The following is a 22,725-nucleotide window of genomic DNA, read 5'->3' as shown; positions in this document are numbered from 1 at the left end:
AACAAGTTATGCCTGATGACCACAGCGAGTTGGTACCACCCCTTCCCATCCCGAACAGGACCGTGAAACGACTCCACGCCGATGATAGTGCGGATTCCCGTGTGAAAGTAGGTAATCGTCAGGCTCCTCTAGTAGCACCCAAACCCCCGACAGTCATAGCGCTCTCGGGGGTTTGTGCTTTGGTGGCGCACAAGCCTCGCTATAAGTGAGAGCGTCGACCAGCAAGGCCTGTGCGCAAAGCTTGACAAAGCGTGCCTTGGCCTTCATAATCGTCCGTTCTCTGCGGAGGGGTGCCCGAGTGGCTAAAGGGGGCAGACTGTAAATCTGTTGGCTTACGCCTACGTTGGTTCGAATCCAACCTCCTCCACCAGAATATGCATGCCGTGGTGCGGCAGGGAATCGCGAAGGCCCTAGCGGGTGTAGCTCAATGGTAGAGCAGAAGCCTTCCAAGCTTACGACGAGGGTTCGATTCCCTTCACCCGCTCCATTGCCAAGAAGTACTGCCCATGTGGCTCAGTGGTAGAGCACTCCCTTGGTAAGGGAGAGGTCGGCAGTTCGATCCTGCCCATGGGCACCAGTAGTTGTCATTGATTGTTTGCGTGCGGCGCAACATACTGAAAATCCTCTTAGGAGTCGAAAATGGCCAAGGGTAAGTTTGAGCGGACCAAGCCGCACGTGAACGTCGGCACGATCGGTCACGTGGATCATGGCAAGACGACGCTGACGGCGGCGATCACGACGGTGCTGACGGCGAAGTTCGGCGGCGAGGCGAAGGCGTACGACCAGATCGACGCGGCGCCGGAAGAAAAGGCGCGCGGCATCACGATCAACACGGCGCACGTGGAATACGAAACGGCGAACCGTCACTACGCACACGTTGACTGCCCGGGCCACGCCGACTACGTGAAGAACATGATCACGGGCGCGGCGCAAATGGACGGCGCGATCCTGGTGTGTTCGGCCGCTGACGGCCCGATGCCGCAAACGCGCGAGCACATCCTGTTGGCCCGTCAGGTTGGCGTGCCGTACATCATCGTGTTCCTGAACAAGTGCGACATGGTGGACGACGCCGAGCTGCTCGAGCTCGTGGAAATGGAAGTGCGCGAGCTGCTCTCGAAGTACGACTTCCCGGGCGACGACACGCCGATCATCAAGGGTTCGGCCAAGCTGGCGCTGGAAGGCGACAAGGGCGAGCTCGGTGAAGTGGCGATCATGAACCTGGCCGATGCGCTCGATACGTACATCCCGACGCCGGAGCGCGCGGTGGACGGCGCGTTCCTGATGCCGGTGGAAGACGTGTTCTCGATCTCGGGCCGCGGTACGGTGGTGACGGGTCGTGTCGAGCGTGGCGTGGTCAAGGTTGGCGAGGAAATCGAAATCGTCGGTATCAAGCCGACGGTGAAGACGACCTGCACGGGCGTGGAAATGTTCCGCAAGCTGCTCGATCAAGGTCAAGCGGGCGACAACGTCGGTATCCTGCTGCGCGGCACGAAGCGCGAAGACGTGGAGCGCGGCCAGGTGTTGGCCAAGCCCGGTTCGATCACGCCGCACACGCACTTCACGGCTGAGGTGTACGTGCTGAGCAAGGACGAAGGCGGCCGTCACACGCCGTTCTTCAACAACTACCGTCCGCAGTTCTACTTCCGTACGACGGACGTGACGGGCTCGATCGAGCTGCCGAAGGACAAGGAAATGGTGATGCCGGGCGACAACGTGGCGATCACGGTCAAGCTGATCGCCCCGATCGCCATGGAAGAAGGTCTGCGCTTCGCCATCCGCGAAGGTGGCCGTACCGTCGGCGCAGGTGTCGTTGCGAAGATCATCGAGTAAGCCAGTTAATTCTCGTTGGTCTGTGGTTTCGGGGTTGGCTGCAGGGCCGACCCCAAATGGTTTAGGGGTATAGCTCAACTGGCAGAGCGTCGGTCTCCAAAACCGAAGGTTGGGGGTTCGATTCCCTCTGCCCCTGCCAAAATTCTGCGCCACACAGGCGCGCGTTAAGGTGTTATGGCGAATCCTTCCGTCGAAGCTGTGGATACTTCCAGCGACAAGTTGATGGTTATCGCGGGTGTACTGCTGGTCTTGGCCGGATTCGTGGGTTTCTTCTGGCTGAGTGGCCAGGAGTGGTATGTGCGCGGCGCGGCGCTTGTCGTCGGCATCGCTGCCGGTGTTGTTGTTGGTCTCCTGTCCTCTCCTGGTAAGGGCTTTATTGCTTTCGCCAAGGATTCCTACAAAGAAGTCCGCAAGGTTGTTTGGCCGACTCGCAAGGAAGCAACGCAAACCACGCTCGTCGTCTTCGGCTTCGTGCTCGTGATGGCGGTGCTGCTGTGGATCAGCGATAAGTCCATCGAATGGGTCATTTTCTCGGCGATTCTGGGTTGGAAATGATATGAGCGATACTCCGGCATCTCCGAGCGGTAAGCGTTGGTACGTTGTGCATGCCTACTCCGGCATGGAGAAGAGTGTGCAGCGAGCGCTCCAAGAGCGTATCGAGCGCGCAGGCATGCAAGACAAGTTCGGTCAGATTCTTGTTCCGACCGAAGAAGTTGTGGAAGTGAAGGGCGGTCACAAGTCGGTGACCGAGCGCCGTTTCTTCCCGGGCTATGTTCTCGTCGAGATGGAAATGACGGATGAGACGTGGCACCTCGTCAAGAATACGGCGAAGGTAACCGGTTTCATCGGCGGCACGCGCAACAAGCCGAGCCCGATTTCCCCGCGGGAAGTCGAGAAGATCATGTCGCAAATGCAAGAAGGCGTCGAGAAGCCGCGGCCGAAGACGCTGTTCGAGGTGGGCGAGATGGTCCGCGTCAAGGAGGGTCCGTTCACGGACTTCAATGGCAGCGTCGAAGAAGTGAATTACGAGAAATCGCGCGTGCGCGTGTCGGTCACGATCTTCGGGCGCGCTACGCCTGTCGAATTGGAATTCGGGCAGGTCGAAAAGCTGTAACTCATTCCAGCGGGTCGCCCGGCAGCGGGCGGTCCGCTTTCGCGCTTACGGTCCGCGTCATGACCGTTGAGGAGCGCCAGTAATCGCAAGGTTGATCGCGGTGAACGCGCGCTACTACTCACCGAACGCTCACGCGTTCCAACGAGGTTTTCGACATGGCAAAGAAAATCATCGGCTTTATCAAACTGCAGATCCCTGCAGGTAAAGCCAACCCGTCGCCGCCGGTTGGTCCGGCACTGGGCCAGCGCGGCCTGAACATCATGGAGTTCTGCAAGGCGTTCAACGCGCAGACCCAAGCGATGGAACCGGGCCTGCCCGTTCCCGTCGTGATCACCGCGTTCGCCGACAAGAGCTTCACGTTTGTCCTGAAGACGCCCCCCGCTACCGTCCTCATCAAGAAGGCAGCGAAGATCGACAAGGGCTCGAGCAAGCCGCACACCGACAAGGTCGGCAAGATCACGCGCGCACAAGCCGAAGATATCGCCAAGGCGAAGATGCCTGACCTTACGGCGGCCGACTTGGACGCCGCGGTTCGTACGATCGCCGGCAGCGCCCGCTCGATGGGCATCACCGTGGAGGGCGTGTAAATGGCTAAGGTTTCCAAGCGTCTGCAAGCATTCGCAAACAAGATCGATCGTCAAAAGCTGTACCCGGTCGACGAAGCGCTGTCGCTCGTGAAGGGATGCGCCACGGCAAAGTTCGACGAGTCGATCGACGTCGCCGTTCAGCTCGGTATCGATGCGAAGAAGTCGGATCAGGTCGTTCGCGGCTCGGTCGTGTTGCCCGCCGGTACCGGTAAGTCGGTGCGCGTCGCTGTGTTCGCGCAGGGCGAAAAGGCTGAGCAAGCCCGCGCCGCCGGCGCCGAAATCGTCGGCATGGAAGACCTCGCCGAGCAGATCAAGGGCGGTAACCTGAATTTCGACGTCGTGATCGCTTCCCCGGACACGATGCGTATCGTCGGCACCTTGGGCCAGATCCTCGGCCCGCGCGGCTTGATGCCGAACCCGAAGGTCGGCACGGTCACCCCCGATGTCGCCACGGCCGTCAAGAACGCCAAGGCCGGTCAGGTGCAGTTCCGCGTCGACAAGGCAGGCATCATCCACGCGACGATCGGCCGTGCCTCGTTCGAACCGGCAGCGCTGCGGACGAACTTGTCGGCGCTCGTCGAAGCGTTGCAGAAGGCAAAGCCCGCGACGAGCAAGGGCGTGTATCTGCGCAAGATCGCCCTGTCGAGCACGATGGGCGTGGGCGTGCGTGTCGACCAAGGGTCGCTCGCAGCGCAGTAACAGAATCAATCGCGCCGCGTTCCGATGTCACGGGCCGCGGCGGTATGAAAGGGCTTTGGGCGGTCGCGGGTGGCGTCAAGCTTCACGCGGCCGGTTGTCAAAGACCGTTGGCGGAAGCGCAGCAGTCGGGCGTTTCCTTAATGCGAGCCAACGCAGATGGCGAACCCGAAAAAGTTTTGCAGTCATTGAGTTCATGGGCGTTGCGCAGCGATGCGTGGCGCCGATGGTCGAAATACTCCTAACCCTCGGACGCCGTTGTTGAACGCGGTGTATCGGGCTTAGCCGTTCGATACATCGAATCTGGAGGTTAACCGTGCCACTGAACAAAGAAGATAAGCAGGCCGTCGTGGCTGAGGTTTCCGCGCAAGTCGCGAAGGCCCAGACCATGGTGTTGGCCGAGTATCGTGGGATCACGGTTGGCGATCTGACGAAGCTGCGTGCGAAAGCACGCGAGCAGCAGGTGTACCTGCGCGTGTTGAAAAACACGCTGGCGCGTCGCGCCGTGGAAGGTACGCCGTTCGCTCCGTTGGCTGAGCAGATGACCGGTCCTCTGATCTACGGCATCTCGGAAGATGCCATTGCCGCCGCCAAGGTCGTCAACGACTTCGGCAAAAGCAATGACAAGTTGATCATCAAGGCTGGCTCATACGAAGGCAAGGTGATGGACAAGGCTGGCGTGCAAGCGCTTGCCAACATCCCGAGCCGTGAGGAGCTGCTCTCCAAGCTGTTGTTCGTCATGCAAGCGCCTGTTTCGGGCTTCGCGCGCGCGCTCGCCGCGCTCGCCGAGAAGAAGCAGGGCGAAGCCGCCTAAGCAGGCGGTGCATGGCGCACTCCGGTCGAGCGTAACCGGTCGCTGGCTGTATCCGAATTCAATTTAGGAGTATTTCAAATGGCAATCGCAAAAGAAGACATCCTCGAAGCCGTTGGCGCGATGTCGGTTCTGGAACTGAACGAACTCGTCAAGGCGTTCGAAGAGAAGTTCGGCGTGTCGGCTGCTGCTGTCGCAGTGGCGGGCCCGGCGGGCGCTGGCGGCGGCGCAGCTGCTGCCGAAGAGCAAACGGAATTCACGGTGATCCTGACCGAAACCGGCGCAAACAAGGTTTCCGTCATTAAGGCCGTTCGCGAACTGACGGGTCTCGGCCTGAAGGAAGCGAAGGATCTGGTCGACGGCGCACCGAAGCCCGTGAAGGAAGCGGTGCCCAAGGCTGCTGCTGAAGAAGCGAAGAAGAAGCTGGAAGAAGCCGGCGCGAAGGCTGAAATCAAGTAAAGCCCCTCGCGTTGAGCGCAGGCTGGCGGTTTTCCACCGCCAGCCTTTTTGTGCTTTTGTGGGACTTTGTTTTGGCCCGGCGTCTCGGGGCCCGGAACATGGCCCCAGAGGCCAAAGAAAATTGCCTCTCGTCGCACCCTCGGGTGTCGAACGACCGGCACTTCTCTTTGTCTTCTGAAGCGACTGCAGAAGGCAAGTTTGGTCGGGCAGCGGGCAACACAGGCATCCGCTGCCGTCAGCCAGCGGTTGGTAGCGGCCAACCACCAAGCTTCTAGGCTCGTTCAAGCCTCAGGACGGCCATCGGGTCTCAGTCGGTGAACACTCGGGTTGTCTCATCCTGGCGCCTAGCCTCGACACCATGCCCGCCGTGATTCGGAGATCGTATGCAATATTCCTTCACCGAGAAGAAGCGCATTCGTAAGAGTTTTGCGAAGCGCCCCATCGTTCACCAAGTACCTTTCCTGCTGGCCACCCAGCTTGAATCATTCAGCACGTTTCTGCAAGCTGACGTGCTCGCAAATGCTCGCAAACCCGAGGGTCTGCAGGCTGCGTTCACGTCCGTTTTCCCGATCGTCTCGCACAACGGTTTCGCGCGCCTCGAGTTCGTGAGCTACGCGTTGTCGCCGCCGGCGTTCAACATCAAGGAATGCCAGCAGCGCGGCCTCACCTACTGCTCGGCCTTGCGCGCCAAAGTGCGCCTTGTGCTGCTCGACAAGGAATCGCCGAGCAAGCCCGTCGTCAAGGAAGTGAAGGAGCAGGAAGTCTACATGGGCGAAATTCCGCTCATGACGCCGACCGGCTCGTTTGTCATCAACGGCACCGAACGTGTCATCGTCTCGCAGCTGCACCGCTCGCCTGGCGTGTTCTTCGAACACGACAAGGGCAAGACGCACAGCTCGGGCAAGCTGCTGTTCTCGGCACGGATCATTCCGTACCGCGGCTCGTGGCTCGACTTCGAATTCGATCCGAAGGACATCCTCTACTTCCGCGTCGACCGCCGCCGCAAGATGCCGGTCACGATCCTGCTCAAGGCAATCGGCCTCTCGCCCGAACAGATCCTCGCGAACTTCTTCGTCTTCGACAACTTCACGCTGATGGGTGAAGGCGCGCAGATGGAGTTCGTGCCCGAGCGTCTGCGCGGCGAAGTCGCGCGTTTCGATATCACCGATCGCGACGGCAACGTCATTGTCCAAAAGGACAAGCGGATCAACGCAAAGCACATCCGCGACCTCGAAAACGCCAAGACGAAGTTCATCTCGGTGCCCGAGGACTACCTGCTCGGCCGGGTGCTCGCGAAGAACGTCATCGACGGCGAAACGGGCGAGGTCATCGCGAACGCGAATGACGAGATCACCGAAAGCACGCTCGAAAAGCTGCGCGAGGCCAAGGTCAAGGATATCCAGACGCTCTACACGAACGATCTGGACCAGGGGCCGTACATCTCGTCAACGCTGCGCATCGACGAAACGACCGACAGGATGGCCGCACGCATCGCGATTTACCGCATGATGCGTCCGGGCGAGCCGCCGACCGAAGAAGCGGTCGAGGCTTTGTTCAACCGTCTGTTCTACAGCGAAGACGCGTACGACCTGTCCAAGGTCGGCCGTATGAAGTTCAACCGCCGTGTCGGCCGTGACGAGATCACGGGCCCGATGACGCTGCAGGACGACGACATCCTGGCGACGATCAAGATCCTCGTCGAGCTGCGCAACGGCAAGGGCGAAGTCGACGACATCGATCACCTCGGCAATCGTCGCGTGCGTTGCGTGGGCGAACTCGCGGAAAACCAATTCCGCGCCGGTCTCGTGCGCGTCGAGCGTGCGGTGAAGGAACGCCTCGGCCAAGCCGAAAGCGAAAACCTGATGCCGCACGATCTGATCAACTCGAAGCCGATTTCGTCGGCTATCCGTGAGTTCTTCGGTTCGTCGCAGCTGTCGCAGTTCATGGACCAAACCAACCCGCTGTCGGAAATCACGCACAAGCGTCGCGTGTCCGCACTGGGCCCGGGTGGTCTGACGCGCGAGCGCGCAGGCTTCGAAGTGCGCGACGTGCATCCGACCCACTACGGCCGCGTCTGCCCGATCGAGACGCCGGAAGGCCCGAACATCGGTCTGATCAACTCGCTCGCGCTTTACGCGCACCTGAACGAGTACGGCTTCCTCGAAACGCCGTACCGGAAGGTCGCGGACGGCAAAGTGACCGACCAGATCGACTATCTGTCGGCGATCGAAGAAGGCCGCTACGTGATCGCCCAGGCGAACGCGGCGGTGGCTGACGACGGCACGCTGACCGACGAACTCGTCTCGTCGCGCGAAGCGGGCGAAACGCTGATGGTCACGCCGGACCGCATCCAGTACATGGACGTGGCGCCGTCGCAGATCGTCTCGGTTGCCGCCTCGCTGATCCCGTTCCTCGAGCACGACGACGCGAACCGCGCGTTGATGGGCTCGAACATGCAGCGTCAGGCCGTGCCGTGTCTGCGTCCTGAGAAGCCGGTCGTCGGTACGGGCATCGAGCGTACGGTCGCGGTCGACTCGGGCACCACGGTGCAAGCGCTGCGTGGCGGTGTCGTCGATTACGTCGACGCGGGCCGTATCGTCATTCGCGTGAACGACGACGAAGCCGTGGCCGGTGAAGTCGGTGTCGACATCTACAACCTGATCAAGTACACGCGTTCGAACCAGAACACGAACATCAACCAGCGCCCGATCGTCAAGGTGGGCGACATGGTTGCGCGCGGCGACGTCCTCGCGGACGGCGCTTCGACGGATCTGGGCGAGCTCGCGCTCGGCCAGAACATGCTCGTCGCGTTCATGCCGTGGAACGGCTACAACTTCGAAGACTCGATCCTGATCTCCGAGAAGGTCGTGGCCGACGATCGCTATACGTCGATCCACATCGAAGAGCTCAACGTCGTCGCTCGCGACACGAAGCTCGGACCTGAGGAAATCACGCGCGACATCTCGAATCTGGCGGAAGTCCAGCTTGGCCGTCTCGACGAGTCGGGCATCGTCTACATCGGCGCCGAAGTCGAAGCGGGCGACGTGCTCGTCGGCAAGGTCACGCCGAAGGGCGAAACGCAATTGACGCCTGAAGAGAAGCTGCTGCGCGCGATCTTCGGCGAGAAGGCGTCCGACGTGAAGGACACCTCGCTGCGCGTGCCCTCGGGCATGAGCGGTACGGTCATCGACGTGCAAGTGTTCACGCGCGAAGGCATTCAGCGCGACAAGCGTGCGCAGCAGATCATCGACGATGAACTGAAGCGCTATCGCCTCGACCTGAACGACCAGCTGCGTATCGTTGAAGGCGACGCCTTCCAGCGTCTCGCCCGCATGCTCGAAGGCAAGGTCGCAAACGGCGGTCCGAAGAAGCTCGCGAAGGGCACGAAGATCGACCAGGCGTACCTGTCGGATCTCGACCACTACCACTGGTTCGATATTCGTCTGGCCGACGAGGACGCCGCGGCGCAGCTCGAAGCGATCAAAAACTCGATCGAAGAGAAGCGTCACCAGTTCGACCTCGCTTTCGAAGAAAAGCGCAAGAAGCTCACGCAAGGCGACGAGCTGCCCCCGGGCGTGCTCAAGATGGTCAAGGTGTACCTGGCCGTCAAGCGTCGTCTGCAGCCTGGCGACAAGATGGCCGGCCGTCACGGTAACAAGGGTGTCGTGTCGAAGATCGTTCCGATTGAAGACATGCCCTACATGGCCGATGGCCGTCCTGCCGACGTCGTGCTCAATCCGCTCGGCGTGCCGTCGCGGATGAACGTGGGTCAGGTGCTCGAAGTGCATCTGGGCTGGGCCGCGAAGGGTCTCGGCTGGCGTATCGGCGAAATGCTGCAGCGTCAGGCCAAGGTCGAAGAGCTGCGCGTGTTCCTGACCAAGCTCTATAACGAGTCGGGCCGCCAGGAAGAGCTCGAGAGTTTCTCGGACGACGACATCGTCGAACTCGCGAAGAACCTGCGCGAAGGCGTGCCGTTCGCGACGCCGGTGTTCGACGGTGCGACGGAAGAGGAAATGTCGAAGATGCTCGACCTCGCCTTCCCGGACGAGATCGCCGAGAACCTCGGCATGACGAAGTCGAAGAATCAGGTGCGTCTGTACGACGGCCGCACGGGTGAAGCATTCGAGCGTACGGTCACCGTGGGCTACATGCACTACCTGAAGCTGCACCACTTGGTGGACGACAAGATGCACGCGCGTTCGACGGGCCCGTACTCGCTCGTGACGCAGCAGCCGCTGGGTGGTAAGGCGCAATTCGGTGGTCAGCGCTTCGGTGAAATGGAAGTGTGGGCGCTCGAGGCGTATGGCGCTTCGTATGTGCTGCAGGAAATGTTGACGGTGAAGTCCGATGACGTGACGGGCCGGACGAAGGTGTACGAGAACCTCGTCAAGGGCGACCACGTGATCGACGCGGGCATGCCGGAATCCTTCAACGTGTTGGTGAAGGAAATCCGCTCGCTCGGCATCGACATCGACCTCGACCGCAACTAATCGGACTACGGAGAGAAGGCAATGAAAGCTCTGCTCGATCTATTCAAGCAAGTCCAACAAGAAGAAGTTTTCGACGCGATCAAGATCGGTCTGGCCTCGCCGGACAAGATCCGTTCGTGGTCGTTCGGCGAAGTCAAGAAGCCCGAGACGATCAACTATCGTACGTTCAAGCCCGAGCGGGACGGCTTGTTCTGCGCGAAGATCTTCGGGCCGATCAAAGACTACGAATGCCTGTGCGGCAAGTACAAGCGCCTGAAGCATCGTGGCGTGATCTGCGAGAAGTGCGGCGTCGAAGTGACGCTCGCCAAGGTGCGTCGCGAGCGCATGGGGCACATCGAGCTCGCCTCGCCCGTCGCGCACATCTGGTTCTTGAAGTCGCTGCCGTCGCGTCTGGGCATGGTGCTCGACATGACGTTGCGCGACATCGAGCGCGTGCTGTACTTCGAAGCGTACGTGGTGATCGATCCGGGCATGACGCCGCTCAAGGCGCGTCAGATCATGACCGAAGAGGATTACTACAACAAGGTCGAAGAGTACGGTGACGAATTCCGCGCCGAGATGGGCGCGGAAGGCGTGCGCGAACTGCTGCGCGCGATCAACATCGACGAGCAGGTCGAGACGCTGCGCACCGAGCTCAAGAACACGGGTTCGGAAGCGAAGATCAAGAAGTACGCCAAGCGCCTGAAGGTGCTCGAGGCCTTCCAACGTTCGGGCATCAAGCCCGAATGGATGGTGCTCGAAGTGCTGCCGGTGCTGCCGCCCGAGCTGCGTCCGCTCGTTCCGCTCGATGGCGGTCGTTTCGCCACGTCGGACCTGAACGACCTCTATCGTCGCGTCATCAACCGTAACAACCGGTTGAAGCGTCTGCTCGAGCTCAAGGCACCCGAAATCATCGTCCGCAACGAAAAGCGGATGCTGCAAGAGGCCGTCGATTCGCTGCTCGACAACGGCCGTCGCGGCAAGGCGATGACGGGTGCGAACAAGCGTCCGCTGAAGTCGCTCGCCGACATGATCAAGGGTAAGGGCGGTCGCTTCCGTCAGAACCTGCTCGGTAAGCGCGTCGACTACTCGGGTCGTTCGGTCATCGTGGTGGGTCCGACGCTGAAGCTGCACCAGTGCGGTCTGCCCAAGCTGATGGCGCTCGAGTTGTTCAAGCCGTTCATCTTCAACAAGCTTGAAGTGATGGGCGTCGCGACGACCATCAAGGCGGCGAAGAAGGAAGTCGAGAACCAGACCGCGGTGGTGTGGGACATCCTCGAAGAGGTGATCCGCGAGCATCCGGTGATGCTGAACCGCGCGCCGACGCTGCACCGTCTCGGTATTCAGGCGTTCGAGCCTGTGCTGATCGAAGGCAAGGCGATTCAGCTGCACCCGCTCGTCTGCGCGGCGTTCAACGCCGACTTCGACGGCGACCAGATGGCCGTTCACGTGCCGCTGTCGCTCGAAGCGCAGATGGAAGCGCGTACGCTCATGCTCGCGTCGAACAACATCCTGTTCCCGGCCAACGGCGATCCGTCGATCGTGCCGTCGCAGGATATCGTGCTCGGCCTGTACTACGCGACGCGTGAAGCCGTCAACGGCAAGGGCGAAGGCATGTCCTTCACGGGCGTGTCGGAAGTGCTGCGCGCCTACGAGAACAAGGAAGTCGAACTCGCCTCGCGCGTGAACGTCCGTATCACCGAAATGGTGGCGAACGAGGACACGTCCGAAGGCGCGCCGAAGTTCGTGCCGAAGATCTCGCTCTATGCGACGACGGTCGGCCGCGCGATCCTGTCGGAAATTCTCCCGCCGGGTCTGCCGTTCTCGGTGCTGAACAAGCCGCTGAAGAAGAAGGAAATCTCGCGCCTGATCAACACGGCGTTCCGCAAGTGCGGTCTGCGTGCGACGGTGGTCTTCGCCGATCAGCTGATGCAGTCGGGCTTCCGTTTGGCGACGCGCGCCGGTATCTCCATCTGCGTGGACGACATGCTCGTGCCGCCGCAGAAGGAAGTCATCGTCGGCGACGCCGCGAAGAAGGTGAAGGAGTACGACCGTCAGTACATGTCGGGCCTCGTCACCGCGCAAGAACGCTACAACAACGTCGTCGATATCTGGTCGGCCACGTCGGAAGCGGTCGGCAAGGCGATGATGGAACAGCTCTCGACCGAGCCCGTGATCGATCGCGACGGCAAGGAAGTGCGTCAGGAGTCGTTCAACTCGATCTACATGATGGCCGACTCGGGCGCTCGCGGCTCGGCGGTGCAGATTCGTCAGCTCGCCGGTATGCGGGGCCTGATGGCCAAGCCGGATGGCTCGATCATCGAGACGCCGATTACGGCGAACTTCCGCGAAGGCCTGAACGTGCTGCAGTACTTCATCTCGACGCACGGCGCGCGTAAGGGTCTGGCCGATACGGCGTTGAAGACGGCGAACTCGGGTTACCTGACGCGTCGTCTCGTCGACGTGACGCAGGATCTCGTCGTGACCGAAGAGGATTGCGGCACGAGCAACGGCGTGGCGATGAAGGCGCTCGTGGAAGGCGGTGAAGTCGTCGAAGCGCTGCGCGACCGGATTCTCGGTCGTGTCGCGACGGCCGATGTCGTCAACCCCGAGTCGCAAGAGACGCTTTACGAAGCGGGCACGCTGCTCGATGAAACGGCCGTGGAAGAGATCGAGCGCCTCGGCATCGACGAAGTGCGCGTGCGCACGCCGCTTACCTGCGAAACGCGTTACGGTCTGTGCGCGTCGTGCTACGGCCGCGACCTCGGCCGCGGCTCGCTCGTGAACGTCGGCGAAGCGGTTGGCGTGATCGCGGCGCAGTCGATCGGCGAACCGGGCACGCAGCTCACGATGCGTACGTTCCACATCGGTGGTGCGGCGTCGCGTGCGGCAGTGGCTTCGTCGGTCGAAGCGAAGAGCAACGGTACGGTGCGCTTTACGGCCACGATGCGTTATGTCACGAATGCGAAGGGCGAGCAGATCGTCATCTCGCGTTCGGGCGAAGCGATGATCACCGACGATCACGGTCGCGAGCGCGAGCGTCACAAGGTGCCGTACGGCGCCACGCTGCTGCAGCTCGACGGTGTGACGGTCAAGGCCGGTACGCAACTGGCGACGTGGGATCCGCTCACGCGTCCGATCATCACCGAGTACGGCGGTACGGTGAAGTTCGAGAACGTCGAAGAAGGCGTGACGGTTGCCAAGCAGATCGACGACGTGACGGGGCTTTCGACGCTCGTCGTGATCGACGTGAAGCGCCGCGGTTCGCAAGCCAGCAAGAGCGTTCGTCCGCAGGTGAAGCTGCTCGACGCAAGCGGCGAGGAAGTGAAGATCCCGGGCACCGAGCACTCGGTGCAGATCGGCTTCCAGGTTGGCGCGCTGATTACGGTGAAGGACGGCCAGCAAGTGCAGGTCGGTGAGGTGCTCGCGCGGATTCCGACGGAATCCCAGAAGACGCGTGACATTACCGGTGGTCTGCCGCGCGTGGCCGAGCTGTTCGAAGCGCGTTCGCCGAAGGATGCGGGCATCCTGGCCGAAGTCACGGGTACCGTGTCGTTCGGTAAGGATACGAAGGGCAAGCAGCGTCTCGTCATCACGGATCTCGAGGGCAACCAGCACGAGTTCCTGATCGCGAAGGAAAAGCAGGTGCTGGTCCACGATGGTCAGGTCGTCAACAAGGGCGAAATGATCGTGGACGGTCCGGCCGATCCGCACGACATCCTGCGTCTGCAGGGTATCGAGGCGCTGTCGCGCTACATCGTCGACGAAGTGCAGGACGTGTACCGTCTGCAGGGCGTGAAGATCAACGACAAGCACATCGAAGTGATCGTGCGTCAGATGCTGCGCCGCGTGCAGATCACCGACAACGGTGATACGCGCTTCATCCCGGGCGAACAAGTCGAGCGGTCGGACATGCTCGACGAGAACGATCGGATGGTCGCAGAGGACAAGCGTCCGGCTTCGTACGAGAACGTGTTGCTCGGTATTACGAAGGCGTCGCTGTCGACCGATTCGTTCATCTCGGCGGCATCGTTCCAGGAAACGACGCGCGTGCTGACCGAAGCGGCGATCATGGGCAAGCGCGACGATCTGCGTGGCCTGAAGGAAAACGTGATCGTCGGCCGTTTGATCCCGGCCGGTACGGGCCTGTCGTTCCACAAGGCACGCAAGGCGAAGGAATCGTCGGATCGCGAGCGTTTCGACCAGATCGCCGCGGAAGAGGCGTTCGAGTTCGGTACGCCCGAGGCACCGGCAGCCGAAACGCCGACCGACGAGCCGCATCAACCGCACTCGGCGGAGTAAGGGCGAGCGGCGCTTGCGCCGCTCTCTCTGCGCACCGCTCAGCCTTCACTGGCACAAAAACTGCCCGGTTTCTACCGGGCTTTTTTTTATGTGCGCCTGGCGTGCAAGGCGCCGCTCAATCATTCGGCACCGCTTTCCTCGAAGCGGCGGTTCGCGCGGTACGCGCATTCTTCGGCCGAACGGCCAACGTTGTCCGGCGGGCATCTGGATACGCGGGCTGGTTGGTAGAATTGCGTCCATCTGCCGTTTGCCGTTCCTACTGCCTACATGTCGCGTGCTCTAGAAATTCTCAACGAAGTCTTCGGATATCCCGCCTTCCGGGGGCAGCAGCGCGACATCGTCGAACATGTCGCGGACGGCGGCGATTGCCTCGTGCTGATGCCCACGGGCGGCGGCAAATCGCTTTGCTATCAAATCCCGTCGCTCGTGCGCCGCGAAGCGGGCCTTGGGGCGGGTGTCGTCGTCTCTCCGCTGATCGCGTTGATGCAGGATCAGGTGGCCGCGATGAAGGAACTGGGCGTGCGCGCCGCCTATTTGAATTCGACACTCACGGGCGCAGAAGCAGCGGCCACCGAACGCGCGCTGCGCGACGGTGATCTCGACCTGCTTTATGTCGCGCCCGAGCGTTTGATGACGCCGCGCTTTCTCGAACTGCTCGAGCGTGCGCGCATCGGCTTGTTCGCGATTGACGAAGCGCATTGCGTCTCTCAATGGGGGCACGACTTCCGCCCCGAATACATGCAGCTATCGGTGCTGCACGAACGATTTCCTTCGGTCCCCCGCATCGCACTGACCGCAACGGCCGACGCGATTACGCGCGACGAGATCGTCCATCGCCTTGCGCTCGACGAAGCACGGGTGTTCATATCGAGCTTCGATCGGCCCAACATTCGCTATCGCATCGTCGAAAAGGACAACGCGCGCTCGCAGTTGCTCGACTTCATTCGCGCCGAGCACACGAACGATGACGGCACGACCGATGCCGGCGTCATCTATTGCCTGTCGCGCCGCAAGGTCGAGGAAACGGCGGATTGGCTGAAGACACAAGGTGTTCGTGCGCTGCCTTATCACGCGGGGATGGACTTCGAAACGCGGCAGCGTCACCAGGAAATCTTTCAGCGCGAAGAGGGCGTCGTCATTTGCGCGACGATCGCGTTCGGCATGGGCATCGACAAGCCTGACGTGCGTTTTGTCGCCCACCTCGATTTGCCCAAAAGTGTTGAAGGGTATTACCAGGAGACCGGCCGCGCCGGCCGCGATGGGTTGCCGGCGAATGCCTGGATGGCGTATGGGCTGGGCGACGTGGTTCAACAGCGCAAGATGATCGACGAGTCGGAGGCCGACGAAACGCACAAGCGGGTGCAGACGAGCAAGCTTGACGCGCTGCTTGGGCTGTGTGAGACGGCTGCTTGCCGACGGGTGCGCTTGCTGTCGTATTTCGGCGAAGCGAGCAAGCCATGCGGCAATTGCGACACCTGCCTCGAGCCGCCGGCCACCTGGGACGCCAGCCGCGAAGCACAAATGGCTCTGTCGTGCGTTTTCCGTGCGCGCCGCGCGAGCGGATTCCATTTCGGCGCTGGCCACCTGATCGACATTTTGCGCGGCAACCAAACCGAAAAGGTGCGCGAACGCGGGCATGACACGCTGAGCACGTTCGGCATCGGGGCGGAGTTATCCGAGCCAGAATGGCGCGGGGTCTTCCGGCAGCTCGTCGCATACGGCTATTTGACGGTCGATCACGACGGCTTCGGCGCGTTCATGTTGACCGAATCGAGCAAGCCGGTGCTCAAGGGAGAGCAAAGTGTCACCTTGCGCCGATACGTGAAACCGACGCGTACGCGGCAAGCTTCTTCCCGTGCCAGCGGGCGGGCCGACCCGACGGCAGGTATGGGGCCGCGCGAGCGCGCGCGCTGGGACCGGCTACGCGCATGGCGTACGGATACGGCCAAGAGCGACGGCGTGCCGGCCTACGTGATTTTTCACGATGCCACTCTGGCTGAAATTGCGCGCTCGGCGCCCGATACGATCGACGACCTTCGCCATATCCCCGGTATCGGCGCGCGCAAGCTCGAGCGATTTGGAGACGAGTTGCTGGAGGTGGTGGGAGCGGATTGAGTGCGCCACCGAAGCTGTCTGCATACCGGATTCCTAAACTTTCCTGGCAGCTGTCAAGGCCATCTTTCACCACGGATGGGATGCGACGGCTTGCCGATCAGGCAGCCCGTCAAGCTGGGCGGATTGACGTTACTACTCGCGAGAAGCGTCGTCCAATTCGAAGAAAGAACCTGCGGCACTTCATCGGGCCATGAGGCGAAACTTTCTCATGTCCGAGCATTTGAGAAGCTTTTACATGCTGTCTCGCCACTGCAAAAGGAACGACCATGCGAATCGCCGACGATGCCGGCTGCGCGCCGCTTTCATCCAGTTCACCGTTAGCGCCTTTCCAGCTTCCTCTACATCCCTCGCCATCGCTACCATCGACGCTCGATCAGTTGCCGCCACCGCCGGTACCCTATGCGAATGACGATGCCGGCAAGACGGCTTACCGGCTGAGCATGAGCGCCGAACCCACGTCGCTTGGCAAGCCCATGGCGTCGGAACCGGCCGGGAAGGATAAGCCGTCTCACAAAGCACCGTCCCATCCCGGCATCGCGTCCCAGATCGAGCATCAGGCGCTGGGATTCTTAAAGGGGTTTTTCTGGGACGCTCCTAAGGAGGCGGTCGTCGATACGGGCAAGCTCGCCGTCGACGTGGCGCGGTTCGACCCGATTACGGCGGTACCTCTCGCCATCATCGATCCAAAGGGTACGGCCCGGGCGGCCCAGGAGCTCAAAGCCACCGGGATGGGGCTGCTGAAAATCGGCAAGCTGAGCGTCGACGCCTCGGTGCCAGGCGCCATCCTGTTCAGCGGCCCGAGCGGGGTGCGCGACGATGTAAAAACAGCGAAGTCTTTGGTGCAGCCGGAGATCGACGATTGGACACATGGTGATGAGGGCGAAGCGAGCGGTCGCGGCCTATTCGATCTTGCGAGCCTGTTCATCCCCGGCGGTGCAGGCGATGCCGCGAAAGCGACCGAAGGGGCGGCGCTGGTAGCGAAAAGCGATTTGGCCGCGGCCCATGCGGCGGAGGTGGGGGATCTCGCCGCCCATGCCACTGTGGATAGCGCCAAGGCGGCTGCACACGCGCCGCGTCCATTCGACCTGGATAGTCTTGCCCGCGTGGAGGCCGGCGCCGAGCCGGGAACAGTCATCCTGCGCGGCAAGGAGGGGAGCGCGTTGACCGTACCAGCGGGGGATTTGGGGGGGTATGTCACGCTGCCGCCCGGCAGCCATGAAATATGGGCCGAAATCAGCGGACCGGCCGAGCGGTCGGACTCGGTGCAACTCTTCCAGCTGTCGGATCCGACCGTCTCGGATATGGACAGGATCGCCGAACTCATAGGGTCGGGCAATATCGGCGCCAACACAGACCCAATGGCGGGTGTCCCGCTCGAATGGACCGCGGCCCGCGCAAAGATTCTTCGAGAGGAGGTCGCCCCGACCTGGATGCCAGAAAAGTTCCTGGCAAATCAGACGAACCCGGACTCGTCCTATTGGAGAAAGCTCAGCGTTCCAGATCAAGATGGCCAATGGAGGACCATCGGGGTGGTCGGCGGCGAGATCAACGCGGACGGGGAGCAATGGTACACGACGCTCTATATCGAGGAAGGGATCAAAGCCAGCGGCTTGGCGCAGCGTTTGACGGATGGCTTTCTGAAATGGGCAGATTCGACCAAGCCGATCCATGGGGTCGTTGCACCTCACAACAAGGTCGCGCTCGCGTATCACCTGAGGAGCGGCTTTTACGTCGTTCCCGGGTCGGAGCATATGGCGCTCGACGTCTTGCCGCTGGTCAGGATCCTTCGCGATCCCGTGTCATCCGTAGCGCGCACCGGTCCCCTCCCGTTCGTTCCGGGCATCAGTCCAGGCAGGTTCATTCCGGCCTCGGAAAGTGGGCTCCCGATCGAAACCTGGTTCGCGAAGAAAGATATGCAGCGCACACCCGATGGTTATGCGGAACTGTGGCTGAACCTCGAGGCGCGGGATCCGCACATCCACGCCCGTATTGAATTGAAGCCCGCGGCGGACGGCGGATCGGCCGCCGATGTCACCGATCTTCGTGCCGGCGAGCTGCCGCCCGCTGACATGTTGTCGCTCATGCTCAAGCAGGATCCTCGGACAGCGGGCATTACATCCATTGTCTTTCCCGGCACCAAGGACGCGGATGCTTGGCGGGTCTTCTCGGAAGGCGGTCGGCCTGAGACGACGAGGCTGGCGCAACTGGCCGATTCGGTTGCCGCGTCCCTGGGGCGCACGCCGACCGGCTACGAATTCCAGCTCCATTCCGCCCCCTCCGGAACCGGAGGCGCCTTGGACATCATCGTTCGGCTTGGGCATGCTGTCCGCGATGGATTCGGTCCGCAGGATTAGTGTCTTTGGCGCGAGCGGCGGGGGCGCAATCCGAGCCCCCCGTCGATTCTAGTCCGCCGCCAGCCGCTGCGTAGCCCGATCGAAGTCGAAGCGCTCCCCCCCTGTGTGCCACGTCCTCGCGTTGCGATCAGATTATGTCGCGACGACCTCCTCGAAGGCGAGCCGGTACGGTTGCGCCAGTTCGATCTCGTCGCAATTGGGCTGGAGCCCGCCGCGGTCGATGACGAGGAAATCGGCAACGGCATCGAGCGCAATCAGCGGGTGATGCCAGACGCCGCGCGCATAGTTCACGCCCTCGCGGCCTTCGATCGAGAAGGCGCGCAACTGCCGCTCGTCGAAGGGCCCGGCCGGCGCCACGACGACCAGATACCTGACGATTCCGAGCGGAATGAACGCCTGGCTGCCGAGCGGGTGGCGCTCCATCATTGCAACCTCGAACGGTAGCGTTCGTGGCTGCCCGCGCAAAATGTTGACGAGCGGTCGCCCGCCGGCATCGTTGACATCGATCGTCGCCAGATCGTGAAAGCGTTCGGTCGTACCGCCGTTGATCGGGAAATGGCGTGCGCCGTCGAGGGCGATAACGTCGCCGAACGGCGCGAACGCGTCGCGTGTGAGCGGTTCGATGCGCAGGGTGCGGTTCATCGTTGTGTCCTTACGCCAGATTGCCCCAGAGACGAAGCCGCGACACTCCACCGTCAGGAAAGATATTGAACCGCACGTGCGTGACCGCGCCGATCTCGGCGAGCTCGCGCTCATAGACATGCTGGTGGTCCATCTGCAGCGGTTGTTCGGGGAGCAGGACGGGCCAAAACATCGCTTGCGTGACGAGCGATTCGTCGGTGCCGCCCGCGACAAAGGCCGCCTGTAGAGAACAACGATCGGGGTAGTTACCTTTGAAGAAGGCGGTGTCGACCTCGATCTTGCGGATCACGCCCGGCCGCGCGAGCGCGACGATGGCCCAGTCATTGCCGGGTTCACGCCGGCGGCGCGTTTCCCACCCATCGCCCATGTTCGCGCCGCGGCCCGGCATCAGCATATTGGCGGCCAACCCGAAATGCTGATTGTTCGCGCATACGACGTGCGCACCGTTGACGGCAGCCGCAAGGTCGAACAGGCCGCCCTCGGCGGGCGATGCGGGCGATTGCTCCAGCGCGGGTCTGCCATAGACGCGCAGCCTGGCCACGCCGCCGTCGGGAAACAGTGTGATGCGGATGTGCGTAAACGTTGCGCTATGGTGTACCGGGAGGTAGTGATGCTGGTTGCCGTGTAGGGCGGTCGGCTCAACCAGGGTGTGCCATTGAGCGTCGTCGGGCGGCATCTCTGTCATGCTTGCACAGCCTTCGATTGATGCGGCGGGCGGGAAGTTACCCGTGAAGTGGCTCGTGTCGACATCGACGCCTTCGATCGTGCCACGGCGTGCCAGCTTGACGACGCACCAGTCCTGGCCCGTCGTGCGCTTGCGGCGCGTCTCCCACCCGTCCATCCATTTGCCGTGATCGTCGTACTTCCCGGGAACGAAGACGGCTGGCTCGGGATCGAGCATGCGCTCTTTCGGCGCGAAAAACTCATCGCTGGCGGCAAGCGCTTTTGCGCCGAGGCGCGGATCCGCCAGATTCAGACATCGGCGTGTGAAAGCGGGGGCGTTGGGGTCGAGCGTCGGGATAGCCATGGCGGATTGATCGGTTGTTCAGAGAGAGTCGGGGCGGCTGCACCGCCGTCAAATCGCGGCGGCGCCATGAGCGGGCGTTGCCACTTCCGGCGCTTGCGCGTCCTGCAAGAAGAGCACGTCGGGATCCTGGTTCAGTACGCGATGAGCGCGCGCACGGTCGATGTCGCGCTCCCAGGCCGCGACGACCACAGTCGCCACGCAATTGCCGATCAGGTTGGTGGCGGCGCGTGCAATGCCCGCGAACCAATCCACCGGAAGAATCAGCACGAGGCCCAGTACGGGGATCGCGGGAATCGCGGACAATGTGGCCGCCAAAATGACGATGGCGGAGCCGGGGATGCCATGCGCGCCCTTGGACGTCACAAGCGATATCAGGATCACGACAATCAGGTCGTGCATCGACAGCGGCGTGTTGGTCGCTTGGGCGATGAACAGTACGGCGAGCGTTAAATAGATCGAGAAGCCGTCGAGGTTGAACGAGTAGCCGGTGGGGATCACGAGGCCGACCGTCGAATCCTTGACGCCCATCCATTCGAGCTTGCGCATGACTTGCGGCAGCACCGCGTCGGACGACGCCGTGCCAAGCACGATCACGAGTTCTTCCCGCAGGTAGCGGATCAACTTGAAGACGTTGAACCCGGCCAGCCGCATGACGACACCGAGCACGAGCACGACGAACAGCAGACAGCTCGCATAGAACACGAGCACGAGCAGACCCAGTTGCTGGAGCGAGGCAACGCCATAGGTGCCGGTGGTGAACGCGATGGCGCCTAGCACACCTAGCGGCGCCAGCTTGATGATGAAGCCCATGATGCGGAAGAACACTTGCGCGAGCTCATCGATCAGCGAACTCACGCGCTTGGCTTTGTCACCGAGCAGCGAAAGCGCCGAGCCGAACAGCACGGCGAACACGAGCACTTGCAGGATGTCGCCTTTGGCGAACGCATCGAACGCCGTGCTCGGGATGATTTTCAGCAAAAATGCCGCGACGTCCTTCAAGCTCTTCGCGTGGTCGGTGTAGGTGGTCAACGCTTGCACATCGAGCGCGCGAACGTCGACATTCATTCCGGCGCCGGGCTTGAGCACGAGCGCGAGCGCGGCGCCGATCATCAGCGCGATCGACGTCATGATCTCGAAGTAGACGATGGCTTTGCCGCCCACGCGGCCCACCTTCTTCAGATTGCCCGCGCTGGCGATCCCGCTCACCACCACGCAAAAGACGATCGGCGCGATCACCATCGTGATCAATTTGAGAAAGCCGTCTCCGAACGGCCTGAGCGACTGCGCGAAATGCGGGAACAGCGCGCCGATTGCGACCCCGGCCACGAGCGCGATCATGACGCGGCCGAACAGCGAATTGATGAATCTGAGCACGGCTTTCTCCAGGACGGTTGCGGGCAGAACGTGTCTGGTCTAACTGGTAAGACCGGACAACTTATGGCGAAGATTAGGAAACCGATATAGTCGCGTCAAGCATGGAAAGCGTAGTGGTATACCCGTCGAAGGGAGGGCGGATGAGCGCCGCGCGCAGGCTCTGGCCTGCGGCGCGCTACAATGCTGGTCCGACCAGGCGATTCTTCTGCACGATGAGAAGCACGACACAGACGGTGACCGAAGCCGCGACAGAGACGATCCGCGAGCGCATCGAGCGCGGCGAGTATCCGGTGGGCAGCACGCTGCCCGCGCAACGGCAGCTTTCGGAGGAACTGGACATCAGCCGGGCCGCGTTGCGCGAGGCGCTTTCGACGCTGGAGGCGCTCGGCATGTTGACGATCCGCGCGGGCAAAGGCGTGTATGTGCAAAGCGAGCGGGCTCAAAGCGGCCCGGCGTGGCGTTTCGCGGAGCAATCGTCGCTGCCCGACACCTACCAGGTGCGTTATGCGCTTGAAGGTTTCGCGGCGCGCATGGCGGCGCTGGCGATGACCGACGAGATGATCGACTCGTTGGAGGAGAACATGGTTCGCTTGCACGAGGCGTTGACGGACGGCGACCTCGACACGGCCGCCCGTCTCGATTTTGAGTTTCATATGCGCATCGTGGCGGTGGCCGGCAACGAGGCCATCGAAGCAATCTTGCGCACTAGCAGCGAAATCATGCAGGAGAGCCAGCGCTTGCCGTTTTATCGGCGCGAGCTATTGCAATCGACGTATCGCGAACATCGCGCGATTCTGGACGCGTTGAAGGCACGCGACTCCGAGGCGGCAGGGCGCAGCATCGAGGCGCACATCACGGCTGCTGCACAGCGCGCCGGCGTGCATTTTCCGGCGCCGCCACGGACTGACGGGCGCTGAATCGCGACCCGAAGACCCGCAACCTATT

The 22,725-nt window shown here is 61.9% G+C and carries 15 protein-coding genes, 4 tRNA genes and 1 rRNA gene; 17 read left to right on the top strand and 3 right to left on the bottom strand.

Going from position 1 to position 22,725, the window contains the following annotated elements; translation table 11 throughout:
• Window positions 1-11 precede the first annotated feature (11 nt).
• The 16 genes from rrf (at window position 12) to C0Z19_RS17555 (ending at window position 18,737) form a co-directional block, all read left to right on the top strand.
• Window positions 12-124, top strand: a 5S ribosomal RNA gene (gene rrf / locus C0Z19_RS17635).
• A 160-nt stretch (window positions 125-284) separates the two neighbouring features.
• A tRNA-Tyr gene (locus C0Z19_RS17630) sits at window positions 285-370 on the top strand.
• Window positions 371-413: 43 nt separating this feature from the next.
• Window positions 414-487 (top strand) — tRNA-Gly (locus C0Z19_RS17625).
• A gap of 15 nt (window positions 488-502) precedes the next feature.
• A tRNA-Thr gene (locus C0Z19_RS17620) sits at window positions 503-577 on the top strand.
• 62 nt (window positions 578-639) lie between these two features.
• Window positions 640-1,830 (top strand): elongation factor Tu, encoded by a 1,191-nt coding sequence (gene tuf / locus C0Z19_RS17615; protein WP_102611098.1) that lies wholly within the window; start codon window positions 640-642, stop codon window positions 1,828-1,830.
• 63 nt (window positions 1,831-1,893) lie between these two features.
• Window positions 1,894-1,969, top strand: a tRNA-Trp gene (locus tag C0Z19_RS17610).
• Between the two features lie 35 nt (window positions 1,970-2,004).
• On the top strand, window positions 2,005-2,385 hold the full coding sequence (secE, locus tag C0Z19_RS17605; protein WP_102611113.1) for a preprotein translocase subunit SecE: 381 nt from the start codon (window positions 2,005-2,007) through the stop codon (window positions 2,383-2,385).
• A 1-nt stretch (window position 2,386) separates the two neighbouring features.
• Window positions 2,387-2,944, top strand: coding sequence for a transcription termination/antitermination protein NusG (nusG, locus tag C0Z19_RS17600; RefSeq protein ID WP_102611112.1), 558 nt, complete (start codon window positions 2,387-2,389; stop codon window positions 2,942-2,944).
• Between the two features lie 155 nt (window positions 2,945-3,099).
• A complete protein-coding gene (gene rplK / locus C0Z19_RS17595; protein WP_102611111.1) occupies window positions 3,100-3,531 on the top strand; it encodes a 50S ribosomal protein L11 in 432 nt (143 codons plus the stop codon).
• Window positions 3,532-4,230 carry a 50S ribosomal protein L1 gene (gene rplA / locus C0Z19_RS17590; protein ID WP_102611110.1) on the top strand — a complete coding sequence of 233 codons (699 nt, stop codon included), beginning with the start codon at window positions 3,532-3,534 and terminating at the stop codon, window positions 4,228-4,230.
• 313 nt (window positions 4,231-4,543) lie between these two features.
• Window positions 4,544-5,041 carry a 50S ribosomal protein L10 gene (gene rplJ, locus C0Z19_RS17580; protein WP_102611108.1) on the top strand — a complete coding sequence of 166 codons (498 nt, stop codon included), beginning with the start codon at window positions 4,544-4,546 and terminating at the stop codon, window positions 5,039-5,041.
• Between the two features lie 78 nt (window positions 5,042-5,119).
• Window positions 5,120-5,497: a 50S ribosomal protein L7/L12 gene (gene rplL / locus C0Z19_RS17575; RefSeq protein ID WP_035988792.1), complete on the top strand. Its 378-nt coding sequence runs from the start codon at window positions 5,120-5,122 to the stop codon at window positions 5,495-5,497.
• Between the two features lie 383 nt (window positions 5,498-5,880).
• Complete coding sequence (rpoB, locus tag C0Z19_RS17570; RefSeq protein WP_102611107.1) at window positions 5,881-9,987, top strand: DNA-directed RNA polymerase subunit beta; 4,107 nt, start codon at window positions 5,881-5,883, stop codon at window positions 9,985-9,987.
• Between the two features lie 21 nt (window positions 9,988-10,008).
• Window positions 10,009-14,268 (top strand): DNA-directed RNA polymerase subunit beta', encoded by a 4,260-nt coding sequence (gene rpoC / locus C0Z19_RS17565; RefSeq protein WP_102611106.1) that lies wholly within the window; start codon window positions 10,009-10,011, stop codon window positions 14,266-14,268.
• Between the two features lie 267 nt (window positions 14,269-14,535).
• Window positions 14,536-16,383, top strand: a complete 1,848-nt coding sequence (recQ, locus tag C0Z19_RS17560; RefSeq protein WP_102611105.1) for a DNA helicase RecQ — start codon at window positions 14,536-14,538, stop codon at window positions 16,381-16,383.
• Between the two features lie 266 nt (window positions 16,384-16,649).
• Window positions 16,650-18,737 carry a hypothetical protein gene (locus C0Z19_RS17555; protein ID WP_146012089.1) on the top strand — a complete coding sequence of 696 codons (2,088 nt, stop codon included), beginning with the start codon at window positions 16,650-16,652 and terminating at the stop codon, window positions 18,735-18,737.
• A gap of 132 nt (window positions 18,738-18,869) precedes the next feature.
• Here the strand turns inward: C0Z19_RS17555 and C0Z19_RS17550 are convergent, their stop codons facing one another.
• Genes C0Z19_RS17550 through C0Z19_RS17540 form a run of 3 tightly spaced genes read right to left on the bottom strand, consistent with a single transcriptional unit; the run spans window position 18,870 to window position 21,780 of the window.
• Complete coding sequence (locus tag C0Z19_RS17550; RefSeq protein WP_102611103.1) at window positions 18,870-19,379, bottom strand: ureidoglycolate lyase; 510 nt, start codon at window positions 19,377-19,379, stop codon at window positions 18,870-18,872.
• Window positions 19,380-19,389: 10 nt separating this feature from the next.
• On the bottom strand, window positions 19,390-20,406 hold the full coding sequence (alc, locus tag C0Z19_RS17545) for an allantoicase (protein ID WP_102611102.1): 1,017 nt from the start codon (window positions 20,404-20,406) through the stop codon (window positions 19,390-19,392).
• A gap of 48 nt (window positions 20,407-20,454) precedes the next feature.
• On the bottom strand, window positions 20,455-21,780 hold the full coding sequence (locus C0Z19_RS17540; protein WP_102611101.1) for a C4-dicarboxylate transporter DctA: 1,326 nt from the start codon (window positions 21,778-21,780) through the stop codon (window positions 20,455-20,457).
• Between the two features lie 212 nt (window positions 21,781-21,992).
• On the opposite strand from C0Z19_RS17540, the gene C0Z19_RS17535 reads away from it, so the two are divergent.
• Entirely contained in the window at window positions 21,993-22,697 is a 705-nt protein-coding gene (locus C0Z19_RS17535) for a FadR/GntR family transcriptional regulator (RefSeq protein WP_102611128.1), read from the top strand.
• Window positions 22,698-22,725 lie beyond the last annotated feature (28 nt).

Source organism: Trinickia soli, from assembly GCF_002879855.1.
In the GTDB taxonomy this organism is placed as follows: domain Bacteria; phylum Pseudomonadota; class Gammaproteobacteria; order Burkholderiales; family Burkholderiaceae; genus Trinickia; species Trinickia soli.
This window is presented reverse-complemented; position numbering and strand designations above follow the sequence as displayed.